Source organism: Streptomyces afghaniensis, assembly GCF_044327915.1.
Lineage (GTDB): Bacteria > Actinomycetota > Actinomycetes > Streptomycetales > Streptomycetaceae > Streptomyces > Streptomyces afghaniensis.
In genome coordinates this window covers 345,782-359,123 of record NZ_JBIRGJ010000012.1, presented here as the reverse complement: position 1 = coordinate 359,123, position 13,342 = coordinate 345,782, and the positions used below count along the sequence as shown (strand labels likewise).

Annotated in this window: 8 protein-coding genes; 1 reads left to right on the top strand and 7 read right to left on the bottom strand. The window is 71.9% G+C overall.

The features are described from left to right. Both ACH4G3_RS39950 and ACH4G3_RS39945 read right to left on the bottom strand, forming a co-directional pair. Positions 1–749: maltotransferase domain-containing protein (locus tag ACH4G3_RS39950; protein ID WP_397629056.1), on the bottom strand; the 749-nt coding region annotated here is incomplete at its 3' end. Between the two features lie 215 nt (positions 750–964). Further along, positions 965–2,167 (bottom strand): S8 family peptidase, encoded by a 1,203-nt coding sequence (locus ACH4G3_RS39945; RefSeq protein WP_397629055.1) that lies wholly within the window; start codon positions 2,165–2,167, stop codon positions 965–967. 289 nt (positions 2,168–2,456) lie between these two features. Here ACH4G3_RS39945 and ACH4G3_RS39940 point away from each other — a divergent pair, with 289 nt between their 5' ends. Beyond that, positions 2,457–5,078, top strand: coding sequence for a glycosyltransferase family 1 protein (locus tag ACH4G3_RS39940; RefSeq protein ID WP_397629054.1), 2,622 nt, complete (start codon positions 2,457–2,459; stop codon positions 5,076–5,078). A gap of 48 nt (positions 5,079–5,126) precedes the next feature. Here the strand turns inward: ACH4G3_RS39940 and ACH4G3_RS39935 are convergent, their stop codons facing one another. From ACH4G3_RS39935 to ACH4G3_RS39915, 5 genes are all read right to left on the bottom strand, one after another. Continuing rightward, positions 5,127–5,663, bottom strand: coding sequence for a DUF1990 domain-containing protein (locus ACH4G3_RS39935; protein ID WP_397629053.1), 537 nt, complete (start codon positions 5,661–5,663; stop codon positions 5,127–5,129). Between the two features lie 63 nt (positions 5,664–5,726). Continuing rightward, positions 5,727–7,373, bottom strand: a complete 1,647-nt coding sequence (locus tag ACH4G3_RS39930) for a M4 family metallopeptidase (RefSeq protein WP_397629052.1) — start codon at positions 7,371–7,373, stop codon at positions 5,727–5,729. A gap of 209 nt (positions 7,374–7,582) precedes the next feature. Next, a complete protein-coding gene (locus ACH4G3_RS39925) occupies positions 7,583–9,643 on the bottom strand; it encodes a M4 family metallopeptidase (RefSeq protein WP_397629051.1) in 2,061 nt (686 codons plus the stop codon). A 170-nt stretch (positions 9,644–9,813) separates the two neighbouring features. Next, on the bottom strand, positions 9,814–11,586 hold the full coding sequence (locus tag ACH4G3_RS39920; protein WP_397629050.1) for an ABC transporter ATP-binding protein: 1,773 nt from the start codon (positions 11,584–11,586) through the stop codon (positions 9,814–9,816). Continuing rightward, positions 11,583–13,334, bottom strand: coding sequence for an ABC transporter ATP-binding protein (locus tag ACH4G3_RS39915; protein ID WP_397629049.1), 1,752 nt, complete (start codon positions 13,332–13,334; stop codon positions 11,583–11,585). Before ACH4G3_RS39915 ends, ACH4G3_RS39920 begins: the two co-directional genes overlap by 4 nt. Positions 13,335–13,342: the final 8 nt, after the last annotated feature.

Sequence of the window (13,342 nt, the reverse complement as noted above, 5' to 3'; positions counted from 1 at the left end):
GGGAAGAACTCGTACCAGGAGCCGTACAGGGCCCGTTCCCGCTCCACGAGCAGGGGCAGCGGCTCCGAGGTCGTGACCAGGTCCCGCAGCGGATGGCGGGCCAGGACCTCGTCCACCTCCGGCGTCAGCGCCGCAGCCAGCCGCGCCGCCGCCGGGCGGTCCTCGTCCCGCAGGGCGGCGACGGCCGCGAGGATCACGTTCCGGCGGCCCCCCTCCTCGGGCGCACCGGCGGCGGCCCTCTCGTACAGGCGCGCGCCCTCCTCCAGGACGACGTCCGTGTCCATGCCCGCCGGAATCTTGATCTGCGCGTGATGGCGCCAGGTGCTGACGGGGTCGCCCCACGCCTCCACCGTGAACGACCACAGGCCGGGCTCCCCGGCGGTGACCTCGGCGCCCCACCGGTCCGTCCCCGGAGCCAGCTCACGCATCGGCGTCCACGGGCCGGGGCGGCCCTCGGGATCCTTCAGGACGACATTGGCGGCGACCGCGTCGTGCCCCTCCCGGAACACGGTCGCCGAGATCTCGAAGGTCTCGCCGGTCACGGCCTTGGCCGGCCGGCGTCCGCGCTGGACGACCGGGCGGACATCGAGCACGGGTATGCGCCCGACGGCGGTCGCGTCGCCCACGGGGGGTGGCTGCGGGACCTGCGGACCGGCGTCGGCCGGGCGCGCGGGACGGGACTCGCCGCCGGGCGCGCGCGCCCCGGTGCGGCGGGTGGGGGGTGGTGACGAATGGTGCTTGGCGGGCATGACCGCTCCTGTCCGCGTCAACGTGGGTGGGCGGATGTCTGTGGGGAGGTGGGTCCTGCATGGTGCTCCTGAGAGGGGTACCCGCAGGAGCCTTCCCACCCTATTCGGGTGGGCAATCCGGCACTTTGTTAACTACTCACGCGTATGTCGACACACAAGACCGGCCTCGTCCGCGGCGGACGAGGCCGGCACCCGCGCGTGGCTGCTCCTTCGCCCTAGCCGTGCGGCACCCGCAGTAACCTGTCCGGCGAACCGGGACCCCGGCCGGAGATCTTCCCGGTCGCCGCTCCCGCGGTCAGGGCCCTTGTGACCTGGGCCGGAGCCGCCTTCGGATGATCGGCCAGATACAGCGCGGCCGCGCCCGCTGCGTGCGGTGCCGCCATCGAGGTACCCGAGAAGGTGACCCGTGCGGTGTCGCTCGCGGCTGACGCCGAGGTGATGTGCACGCCCGGGGCGAACAGATCGAGGGCCGGGCCGTGATTGGAGAAGGCCGGTTTCGCATCCCTCCGGTCGGTCGCGCCCACCGTGATCGCCTGCTTGACGCTCCCCGGGGAGTACAGGCCCGCCGGCCTGCCGTCGTTGCCCGCGGCGACCGTGTAGCTGACGCCGGAGGCGATGGAGGCGCGGACGGCGGCGTCCAGCCGCTCGTTGCGCGGCCCGCCCAGGCTGAGGTTGGCGACGGCGGGTTTCTTCGCGTGCCGGGTCACCCAGTCGATCCCGGCGATCACCCGGGCCGTGGTGCCCGCCCCGGCGGCGTCCAGGACGCGCACGGAGACGACGCGTGCCTGCTTGGCGACACCGTGGGTCCTCCCGGCGACCGTGCCGGCGATGTGCGTGCCGTGGCCGTTGGCGTCCGACGCGACCTCGTCGTCCCCCACGAAGTCCCAGCCGTGGCTCGCCCGGCCGCCGAAGTCCCGGTGTGTGGTCCGGACGCCGGTGTCGATCACGTACACCGTCACCCCGGCGCCCGCCGACTCGGGCCAGGTGTAGCTCCGGTCCAGCGGCAGACTCTTCTGGTCGACGCGGTCCAGCCCCCAGGAGGGCGGCTCGGCTTGGGTGCGCTCCAGCCGCACGCGGGTGTCCTGGACGACCGAGGCGACCCGGGGGTCGGCGGCGAGCCGCCCGGCCCGTCTCGCGTCGGTCCTGATCGCGTAGCCGTTCAGGACGGTGCCGTAGGTGTGGCTGATGTGCACCCCGTACTTCTCGGCGAGGGCCCGTCCGGCCGCCGACGGAGCCCGTATGCCCTCCCGCAGTGTCACCAGGTAACTTCCGTGCACGGAGCCGGGTTCTCCGGCGCCGAGTATCCGCCCCTCCGGTACGGCGTGCGCGGGCAGGGTGATGGCCGAAAACGCCGCGGCACAGATCGCCGCCACCAGGCCCCCCGTCCAGCGCAGACGCCGTGTGCGCGTCCGTGCCATGGTCCGAGTTCCCCTCCTCGACTCGGCGTACGGCTGCCGCGCGGTGCCGCGAACGGCGGGCGCGGGCCCGGTACGCCAGGGGCAGCCTCTCGTGGCAGGTGAAGCGCCACAAGGACGCCTATGGGGCGGAATCGGCCATATCCGTGGATGGGCCGGTTCCGGCCGATCGGGCGTCGGGAGGCGGAGCTTCAGCGGCTGCGGCACCGACGCCGGTACTGTCGTAGGTGACGTCGATGAAGCCCTGTGTCAGAACCCTGCGTCATCCTGCGAACGCGCCGAGGTGGAACCCGTGAAGGCGATCCGTCGATTCACCGTCCGACCCGTTCTCCCCGAACCCCTCCGGCCGCTCAGTGATCTGGCCCGCAATCTGCGCTGGTCGTGGCACGCGGAGACCCGTGAACTGTTCCAGTCCGTCGATCCCGAGCGCTGGGCCGCCTCGGGCGGCGACCCGGTCCGGCTGCTGGGCAGCGTGCCGCCCGCGCGGCTCGCGGACCTGGCCCAGGACCGCCGCTTCCTGCGCCGCCTCGCCGCGGTCGCCGGCGATCTGAACGACTACATGACCGGCGACCGCTGGTACCAGGCCCAGCCCGAGGAACTCCCCGCCGCGATCGCCTACTTCTCACCCGAGTTCGGCATCACGGCCGCCCTGCCCCAGTACTCCGGCGGCCTCGGCATCCTGGCCGGCGACCACCTGAAGGCCGCGAGCGACCTCGGCGTCCCGCTGATCGGCGTCGGCCTGCTCTACCGGCACGGCTACTTCCGCCAGACCCTGTCCCGGGACGGCTGGCAGCAGGAGCACTACCCCGTCCTCGACCCCCACGAGCTGCCCGTGGCCCTCCTGGAGGAGTCCGACGGCACCCCCGCCCAGGTCGCCCTCGCCCTGCCCGGCGGCAGGCAGCTGCACGCCCGGATCTGGCTGGCGCAGGTCGGCCGGGTCCCGCTGCTGATGCTGGACTCCGACGTCGAGGAGAACGACCTCGGCGAGCGCGGCGTGACCGACCGGCTCTACGGCGGCGGCAGCGAGCACCGGCTGCTCCAGGAGATGCTGCTCGGCATAGGAGGGGTCCGGGCGGTGCGCACGTACTGCCGGCTCACCGGGCACCCCGCGCCGGAGGTCTTCCACACGAACGAGGGGCATGCCGGGTTCCTCGGCCTGGAACGGATCGCCGAGCTCTGCGCCGAGGGCCTTGACTTCGACTCGGCGCTGGAGGCGGTCCGCGCCGGGACCGTCTTCACCACCCACACCCCGGTCCCGGCCGGCATCGACCGCTTCGACCGCGAGCTGGTCGCCCGCCACTTCGGCCCCGACGCCGAGCTGCCCCGCATCGACGTCGAACGCGTCCTCAAGCTGGGCATGGAGACCTACCCCGGCGGCGAGCCCAACCTGTTCAACATGGCCGTCATGGGCCTGCGTCTCGCCCAGCGCGCCAACGGCGTCTCCCTGCTGCACGGCAACGTCAGCCGCGAGATGTTCTCCGGCCTGTGGCCCGGCTTCGACGCCGACGAGGTGCCGATCACGTCCGTGACCAACGGCGTGCACGCACCCACCTGGGTCGCCCCCGAGGTCTTCCGGCTCGGCGCCCGGCAGATCGGCGTCCACCGCGCCGAGGACGCGCTGACCGTCGGCGGCTCGGACCGCTGGGACGCGGTGGCGGACATCCCCGACCAGGAGATCTGGGAGCTGCGGCGGGGCCTGCGCGAGCAGCTGGTGACGGAGGTGCGGGAGCGGCTGCGCGCCTCCTGGCGGCAGCGCGGCGCCGGCACGGCCGAGCTGGGCTGGATCGACGGCGTGCTCGACCCGGACGTCCTCACCATCGGCTTCGCGCGGCGCGTCCCGTCGTACAAGCGCCTGACGCTGATGCTGCGCGACCGCGACCGGCTGATGGACCTGCTGCTGCATCCCGAGCGGCCGGTCCAGATCGTCGTGGCGGGCAAGGCGCACCCCGCGGACGACGGCGGGAAGCGGCTGGTGCAGGAGCTGGTGCGGTTCACGGACGATCCGCGGGTACGGCACCGCATCGTGTTCCTGCCGGACTACGGCATGGGGATGGCGCAGAAGCTGTACCCGGGGTGCGACATTTGGCTGAACAACCCTCTTCGCCCGCTGGAGGCCTGCGGCACGTCCGGGATGAAGGCGGCGCTCAACGGCTGTCTGAATCTGTCCGTCCTGGACGGGTGGTGGGACGAGTGGTTCCAGCCCGACTTCGGCTGGGCCATCCCCACGGCGGACGGTGTGGGGACCGATCCCGACCACCGCGACGACATAGAGGCCGCGGCGCTGTACGACCTGCTGGAGCAGCGGGTGACGCCGCGCTTCTACGAGCGCGGCGGCCAGAGCGGGCTGCCCGACCGGTGGATCGAGATGGTCCGCCAGACCTTGAGCCTGCTGGGGCCGAAGGTGCTGGCCGGGCGGATGGTCCGCGAGTACGTCGAGCGGCTCTACTCGCCGGCGGCGCTGGCCCACCGGTCCATGGATCCGGACGCGGCGCGGGAGCTCGCCGAGTGGAAGGGGCGGGTGCGGGGGGCCTGGCCGGCCGTCACTGTCGACCATGTGGAGACGTCGTCTTCGGCGGCGCTGGCGGAGTTGGGGACGACGCTGGCCTTGCGGGTGCGGGTCGGGCTGGGGGATCTCGGGCCTGATGACGTGGAGGTGCAGGCCGTTTCGGGGCGGGTGGACGAGGAGGACCGGATCGGTGACGCGACGGTTGTTCCGTTGAAGCCGGTGGGCTCCGCCGGTCTGGACGGGCGGTGGGTTTATGAGGGGCCCTTGTCGCTGGATCGCACCGGGCCTTTTGGGTATACGGTGCGGATCCTTCCCGCGCATCGGCTGTTGGCTTCGAGTGCGGAGCTGGGCTTGGTGGCCGGGCCCTCTGAGGAGCTTGTCGAGGCTGCTGGGCTGTTGATGCGTTGAGTGTTGTCCGCGGGTGCGTGGGGGCTGGTCGCGCAGTTCCCCGCGCCCCTAAGTATCCGCACCACCCTGCGTCGCGAGGTTCCGCAGGATGCTGCCGCACCTGCGTGCGTACGCGTGTTGGAAGCCCCTGGTTGCCGGGCCGCCGGCCCTCGCGTACCACTTGGCGGCGCGGCTGAAGGCGTTCACGGTCAGCCAGACCGTGCCGTCGCCCGTGCGGTCCACCACGAAGGACTCCTCGCCGCACTCGGGGTGGCCGGGCAACGTGCCGTAGGCCCAGCCGGCGCGGCGGGGTTCCTCGAGCGTCCACACCACGCGGCAGGGGGCCTTGATCATGCCGGCGAGGGTGACGGTGACGTCGACGCCGGGGGCGGCCCGGTCCGCGCCGGCGTCGATGCCGACGCCCATGGCCCGGTGCATCTCCCAGGTGAGCACCGCCTCCGAGGCCCGGCGGAAGACCTCCTCGCCCTCGCCGAGGCGGGTGCGCACGTTCATGGGATGGAAGCCCGGCGGGCAGAAGCCCTCGTCGCGGGTGGCGCCGACATCGGCGTAGGTGAAGTCCTTCGGATCCGCATAAGACACGGTCACCAAGAGTAGGGCGGCACCCGGGTCTGCCTTCGGTCCGGGTACCGCCCTCGGCCGTGCTTCGGGTCAGCCGACGTTGACGGCGGACCAGGCGGCCGCGACCGCCTTGTACTCCGTGCTGGACGCGCCGTACAGCGCCGAGGCCGCGTTCAGGGTCGCCGTGCGGGCCTGCGCGTACTTGGTCGTCGACGTCATGTACGTCGTCAGCGCCTTGTACCAGATCTGCAGCGCCTTGGTGCGGCCGATGCCGGTGACCGTGGAACCGTTGGAGGTGGGCGAGTTGTAGGTCACGCCGTTGATGGTCTTCGAACCGCTGCCCTCGGACAGCAGGTAGAAGAAGTGGTTGGCGGGGCCGGAGGAGTAGTGCACGTCCAGGCTGCCCAGATTGGCCGACCAGGCGTCGGCCGAGTCGCCGTCCTTGCTGGGCTTGTCCATGTAGCGCAGCGGGGAGCCGTCGCCGCGGATGTCGATCTCCTCGCCGATGAGGTAGTCACCGACGTCGGAGGAGTTGCCCGCGAAGAACTCCGCGCCCGCGCCGAAGATGTCGCTGGTCGCCTCGTTCAGACCGCCGGACTCGCCGCTGTAGTTGAGGCCGGCCGTGGCCGAGGTCAGACCGTGGCTCATCTCGTGCGCGGCCACGTCGAGCGAGGTCAGCGGGTGGGTGTTGCCCGAGCCGTCGCCGTAGGTCATGCAGAAGCAGCTGTCCGACCAGAAGGCGTTGACGTAGTTGTTGCCGTAGTGGACGCGAGAGTAGGCCGCCTTGCCGTCGTTGCGGATGCCGCTGCGGCCGAAGGTGCTCTTGTAGAAGTCCCAGGTCACCTGGGCGCCGTAGTGCGCGTCGGCGGCGGCGGTCTCCAGGTTGGACGGGTTGCCGTTGCCCCAGACGTCGTCGGAGCCGGAGAAGAGCGTGCCGGTGCCGGACGTGCCGCGGTTGAGGTTGTACGTCTTGTGGCCGCCGCGCGTGCCGTCCGTGAGGTTGTACGACGACCCGGACTTGGTGGTGCCGAGGGTGACCTGGCCGCTGTAGGTGGTGTTGCCCGTGCCGGTCTCGATGCCCTGGTACTCGTAGAGCTTCTTGCCGGTGGCGGCATCGGTGACGACGTGCAGCTCGTTCGGGGTGCCGTCCTCCTGGAGGCCGCCGACGACCGTCTCGTAGGCGAGGGTCGGCTTGCCGTCGGCCGCCCAGATCACCTTGCGGGGCGTGGAGTTCGCCTCGGACTTCTCCGAGCCGGCCGCCTTGGCGAGCGTCACGGCCTGCTTCTCGGCCTTGGCGGCGGGGACCGCCGGCTTGAGCGAGGGGACCTTGAGCGCGGCCTTCGTCGCTCTGGTGACGCCCTTGGTCACGCCGGACTTCGACTCGTGCACCACGAGGTCGCCGCCGAGGACCGGCAGGCCCGCGTAGGTGCGCTCGTAGCGGGTGTGGACCGTGCCGTCGGCGTCCTTCACGACGTCTCTGACGACCAGCTTCTCCTGTTCGCCGAGGCCTATCTCGTCGGCGGTCCCGGTGGCGTCGGCCTGCTGCTCCTTGATGAGGGCGGCGCGGGCGGGCGCGGAGAGCAGGACGGGAGCGGCCGCCAGAGCCGGCTTGGAGGAGGAGTCGGCGGCGGCGCTGGTGCCGGAGGTCATTCCGGTGGTGAGCAGGGCGCCGGCCGCGACGGCGGTGGCGATGGCGAGCGTGGTGCGCTTGTGACGCGCGTAGAGAGGGGTGGACACACAAGCTCCTAGGTGTGGGGGAAGTGCTGTGGTGCTGTGCGGCGGGTGGGGGAAGAGTGGCACTTGAGACGCGTACATGTCAGGAGCGCGCGTGATGTTGGCCGGAAATCGACGACGAGGTGTACGCCCGGACGCATGAAGCGGGCGCCGTCCCGGGGGAGTCGAACCCACCGGGGCGGCGCCCTGTCCTGGGCGGACCGCGAACGGGCCTACGGGAAGGTGAGCTTCCAGCTGTTGATGTATCCGGTGTCGCGGGCCGCGTTGTCCTGGACCCGCAGCTGCCAGACGCCGTTGGCGGCCTCGGAGGAGGCGTTCACCGTGTAGGTGGTGGCGATGTTGTCCGCGCTGCCGCCCGTGCCGTAGCCCTTCAGCGTGTACGCCGTGCCGTCGGGGGCGACCAGCTCCACTTTGAGGTCACCGATGTAGGTGTGGACGATGTCCACCGCGACCTGGAGGTTGGACGGCGCGTTGCCCGTCCGGCCGGAGACGGTGACGGGCGAGGTGACCGCCGCGCCCCGGTCGGGGATCGCCACGTCGGCGGTGTTCTCGAAGGACGTACCGCCGCCGCCCCCGCCGCCGGAGCGCGTGCCGACGTTCACGCCCGCCCACGCGTCCTGGACCGCCTTGTACTCGGCGCTGTCGGTGCCGTAGAGCTCACCGGTCGCCGCGAGGGTGCCGGTACGGGCGCCCGCGTAGTTGGTGGTCGAGGTGAACTTGGTGGTCAGCGCGCGGAACCAGATCTTCTCCGCCTTGTCCCGGCCGATGCCGGTGACCGGAAGGCCGTCCGAGGTGGGCGAGTCGTAGGTGACACCGTTGATGGTCTTGGTGCCGCTGCCCTCGCTCAGCAGGTAGAAGAAGTGGTTCGCCGGGCCCGAGGAGTAGTGCACGTCGATCGAGCCGATGCCCGAGTACCAGGCGTCCTTGGAGTCGCCGTCCTTGCTGGGCTTGTCCATGTAGCGCAGCGGCGTGCCGTCGCCGTTGATGTTGATCTTCTCACCGATGAGGTAGTCACCGACGTCGGAGGAGTTCTTCGCGTAGAACTCGACGGTCGCGCCGAAGATGTCGCTGGTCGCCTCGTTCAGACCGCCGGACTCGCCGCTGTAGTTGAGGCCCGCGGTGTTGGAGGTGAGGCCGTGGGTCATCTCGTGCGCGGCCACGTCGATCGACGTCAGCGGGTTGGCGTTGCCCGAGCCGTCGCCGTACGTCATGCAGAAGCAGCTGTCCGACCAGAACGCGTTGACGTAGTTGTTGCCGTAGTGGACGCGCGAGTACGCGCCCACTCCGTCGCCGCGGATGCCGCTGCGGCCGTGCACGTTCTTGTAGTAGTCCCACGTCAGCGCGGCGCCGTAGTGCGCGTCGGCGGCGGCCGACTCCAGGTTGGAGGGGGTGCCGTTGCCCCAGACGTCGTCGGAGCCGGAGAAGAGCGTGCCGGTGCCGGAGGTGCCGCGGTTGAGGTTGTACGTCTTGTGGTTGCCGCGGGCGCCGTCGGTGAGGTTGTACGTCGACCCGGACTGGGTGGTGGTGAGATCGACCGTGCCGGAGTACACCGTGTTGCCGGTGCCGTTCTCGATCGCCTCCCACGCGTACAGCTTCTCGCCGGTGGTGGCGTCGGTGACCACGTGCAGTTCCTGCGGGGTGCCGTCGTGCTGGAAGCCGCCGACGACCGTCTCGTACGCCACGACCGGCTTGCCCTTCGCGGCCCAGACCACCTTGCGCGGCTCCCGGTTGACGGCCGGGTTCTTGGCGTCCTCGGCCTTCCCCGCGGCCAGGGCCTGCTGCCGTGCCTTCGCGGCGGGCACCGCGGCCTTCGTCGTGGCCGGCTCGATGGCGGCGCGGGTGGCCTTCACGACGGACGCGGCGGCATCCGCCTTCGTGCTCTCCACGACCAGGTCGCCGCCGAGGACCGGCAGGCCGTCGTAGGTGCGCTCGTAGCGCGTGTGCAGGGTGCCGTCGCGGTCCTTGAGGACGTCGCGGACCGCCAGCTTCTCCTTGGCGCCGAGGCCAAGGTCCTTCGCCGTCCGGGCCTTGTCCGCGTCGGCCTCACGGATCAGGGCGGCGCGCTGGGCGGGGGTGAGCCTGACCGACTCCGAGCCGGGGTTCGCCTTGCTCGCGGCCTGCGGTGCCATCGTAGGGGCCGCGGTGGCGGTGCCGCTCTGCACGGCGGCGGCGATCAGCGCGGCGACGCCGGCGAGGGCCACGGCCGCGGTGCGGCGGGGGGTGTGGGGAGTGCGTCTGTGGGAGCTGCTTCTTCGCGAGGAACTGCTTCTCAACACTGGCTCCTTCTGCGGGACCGGGGGTCGCCCGGCCTGGGGAGGTGGAGGTGTTGCCGTGGGGTTGCCGTGGAGCAGTCGTGGGAAGCGTGGCAGGCGAGTGCGCTTTCTGTCAGGGGCGTGTCAAGAGTATGGCCGGAATCGGTTCGTTGACCGGAAGTTCATGTTCGCTATACGGACTCCTGGTGATCCCTGGGCGCGTCCCCGTGCCAGGAGTGCCACAGCGCCGCGTAGGCCCCGCCGGCCGCCACCAGCTCGTGGTGCGTGCCCAGTTCGGTCAGCCGGCCGTCCTCCATCACGGCCACCCGGTCCGCGTCGTGCGCGGTGTGCAGCCGGTGCGCGACGGCGATGACGGTCCGCCCTTCGAGCACGGCTGCCAGGGCCCGCTCGGTGTGCCGCGCCGTCGTCGGGTCGAGCAGCGCGGTCGCCTCGTCGAGGATCAGCGTGTGCGGGTCCGCCAGCACCACCCGGGCCAGGGCCAGTTGCTGGGCCTGCGAGCCGTCGGTGCGGCAACCGCCCTGGCCCAGAAGGGCGTCCAGACCGCCGGGCAGCTCCCGCACCCACGTCTCGGCGCCGACCACCGACAGCGCCTTCCACAACTCCTCGTCCCCGGCGGACGGTTCGGCGATCCGCAGGTTGTCGCGGACCGTGCCGAGGAACACGTGGTGCTCCTGGGTGACCAGGACGACCTGGCGGCGCAGCCGCTCCGGTCCCAGTCCGACGACGGGCACGCCGCCGACCGTCACCGAGCCGGCGGTCGGCGCGTCGATGCCCGCCATCAGCCGGCTCAGCGTGGTCTTGCCGGCGCCCGACGGCCCGACCATGGCCAGCCGCTCCCCGGGCGTCACCGTCAGATCGACGCCGCGCAGCACCTCGACGCCACCGTCGTAGGCGTAGCGCACCCCGGCGACGTCGATACGGTCGCCGTCCGGATCGGGACCGTCGCCCTCCCCGGCGGCCCGCGGGGCCCGGGCCAGCCCCTCCACCCGGGCGAAGGAGGCGCCGCTGCTCTGGAGTTGCTCGACCCGGACCAGGATCTCGTCCAGCGGATTGCTCAACTGGTGCAGATACAGGGCCGCCGCCACCACCGCCCCGAGACTCATCGCGCCCGAGGTGTGCAACGCCCCGCCGATCACCAGCACGCCGGCCACCGGGACGACGTACGACACCTCCACCGCCGGGAAGAACACCGTGCGCAGGAACAGCGTGTAGAAGCGCGTACGGCGGGACGACTCCAGGGCCTCCCGGCTCGCCGCGGTGCGCTGCTTCCCGAGCCGGAACGCCTCCACCGTCCGCGCTCCGGCCGCGGTCGCCGCGAGGATCTCCGCGACGTCCGAGGTGGCCGCGCCCTCGGCGAGGTACCCGTCCCGGGCCCGCCGCAGGTACCAGCGCAACGCCAGCCAGATCGGCGTCAGGCCGAGCACGCCGAGGGCACCGAGCAGCGGGTCGAGCAGGAACACGGCGCCGACCAGGAACAGGCACTGCACGAGGTTGATGAGCAGGATCGGACCGGCGTCCCGCAAGGTGTTCCCCACGGTCGTGACGTCCGAGGTGCCGCGGGCCGTCAGATCGCCGGTGCCGGCGCGCTCCACGACCGAGGCGGGCAGGTCGAGGGCGCGGTCCACGAACCGTTCCCGTACGCGCGCGAGGGTGCGTTCGCCGAAGCGGTGGCCCACGTAGCGGGCCCAGCGGGCGAGGAACAACTGGGCGAGGGCGCAGGCCAGGAGCAGGAGGGCCAGCCGGTCCACGGCCGCCGTGCCGTGTCCGGCACGGACGTCGTCGATCATCCGTCCCAGCAGCCAGGGTCCTGCCAGACCGGCCAGGGCGGCGAGGGCGTTGAGGCCGAGGACGGTGGTGAAGGCCCGGGTGTCGGCCCGTACGAGGGCCAGCAACGCCCGTCGGACGTCCGCCCGTTCGGCGACGGGGAGGTGGCCGCGGCTCATCGGACGGCCTCCTCGTTGTCCCGGGCCACGAGGGCGCGGTAGCCGGGGGTGGTGTCGAGCAGTTCGTGGTGGCTGCCCGAGGCCGCGACCTTGCCGTCGACGAGGTAATGGACGGTGTCCGTGCGGTCCAGGACGAGGGGTGAGGTGGTGGTCACGACCGTGGTGCGGCCTTGGCGGGCCTTACTGAGGCGGTCGGCGACGGTGGCCTCGGTGTGGGCGTCGAGGGCGGAGGTGGGCTCGACGGTGAGGAGGATCTCCGGGTCGGCGAGGAGGGCTCTGGCCAGGCGGATGCGTTGGCGTTGGCCGCCGGAGAGGTTGCGGGCCTGGGCGGCCATGTGGGTGTTCAGGCCGTCGGGGAGGGCTTGGACGATGTCTTCGGCTGCGGCTGTGTGGAGCGCCGTCCGAAGTGCCGTGTCGTGCTGTGTGGCGGCTGCGGGGCCGTCGTGGCTGGTCGCGCAGTTCCCCGCGCCCCCAACAGGCCTGATCATGTCCTGGAGGGTTCCAGCGAACAGGTCCGCCTCGTGGTCGGCCAGCAGGATCCGCCGGCGGATCTGGTTCAGGGCGATCTCGTCGAGGCGCTTGCCGCCCCAGGTCGCGTTCGAAGGGGTGTAGCGGGCGAGGCGGTCCAGGATGGTCGTGGCGTCGGCCGGGTGTTGTGCGACCAGGGCCGTCAGGCGGCCGGGGAGGACGCGGACGCCGGACTCGGGGTCGTGCAGGGCCGCCGGTTCGGACGGGGCGCCCCGGGTGCCGGTGTCCGGCATCGGCTCCAGGCGCAGGAACCGGACGACGCGGCGCGCGCACACCAGGCCGCGGCTGATCTGGTAGCCGCAGTCCACCCAGAAGGACACCGGGCCCACCAGCACCGCGACATACCCGTAGACCGACACCAGCTGGCCGACGGTGATGTCACCCCGGGCTGCGAGGCGGGCCGCCAGCCAGGTCACCACGGCGAGGAACAGGGTGGGCAGGCCGATGCCGAGGGCCTGGACCCAGCTGGTCACCGCGCCGACGCGGTACCCCTGCTCGCGCAGCCGCTGCGAGTCACGGCGGAAGGCGTCCGCGACCAGTGTCTTGCCGCCCAGCCCGGCGAGGACCCGAAGACCGCCGGCCAGGTCGCCGATCCGCGCGGTGAGCACGCCCTGCCGCTCGCGGTACTCCGTCTCGGAACCCTGCAGCCGCCCGAGCAGCGGCCCGACGAGCAGGACGATCAGCGGGATGCCGAGCAGGACCACCAGGGCGATGAGCGGGGAGACCGAGACCAGCAGGACGGCGACCGCCAGGTAGGCCACGACCGCGCCGACACCGGGTCCGACGACCGTCAGCGACTGGCTGATCGTCTGCACGTCGCCCACCCCGATCGTGACGACCTCCCCTGCCCCCATCTGCCGCGGCAGCGAGGCGCCGAGCCGCACCGCCTGGCCGACGACGACCTTCACCGTGCGGAAGTTGGCGTCCATCCGGACGCGGGTCATGGTGCGGTGGCGCATGATGCTCAGCCAGGCGTTGAACGCCCCGACCGTGAACAGCGCACCGCTCCAGAGGGCCAGTGCGCCCATGTCGCCGGGCTCCAGACCGTCGTCGATCGCCCGGGACATCAGGTACGGCGTCGCCGCCAGCAGCACCATCCACACGCTGCCGAACATCGCCCCGGCCGCACACCGCCAGGGCTGCCGGGTGACCAGCCACCACAGGTAACGGGCGCCGCCCCGGTGGTCGGGTGTGCCGGGGTCCTCGTACGCGTCGATCATCCGCCCGC

What these genes read in the sequence shown, in the direction of transcription:
- ACH4G3_RS39945 (WP_397629055.1), bottom strand. Translation starts at nt 2,167, where the DNA reads ATGGCACGGACGCGCACACGGCGTCTGCGCTGGACGGGGGGCCTGGTG.
- ACH4G3_RS39920 (WP_397629050.1), bottom strand. Translation starts at nt 11,586, where the DNA reads ATGAGCCGCGGCCACCTCCCCGTCGCCGAACGGGCGGACGTCCGACGG.
- ACH4G3_RS39915 (WP_397629049.1), bottom strand. Translation starts at nt 13,334, where the DNA reads ATGATCGACGCGTACGAGGACCCCGGCACACCCGACCACCGGGGCGGC.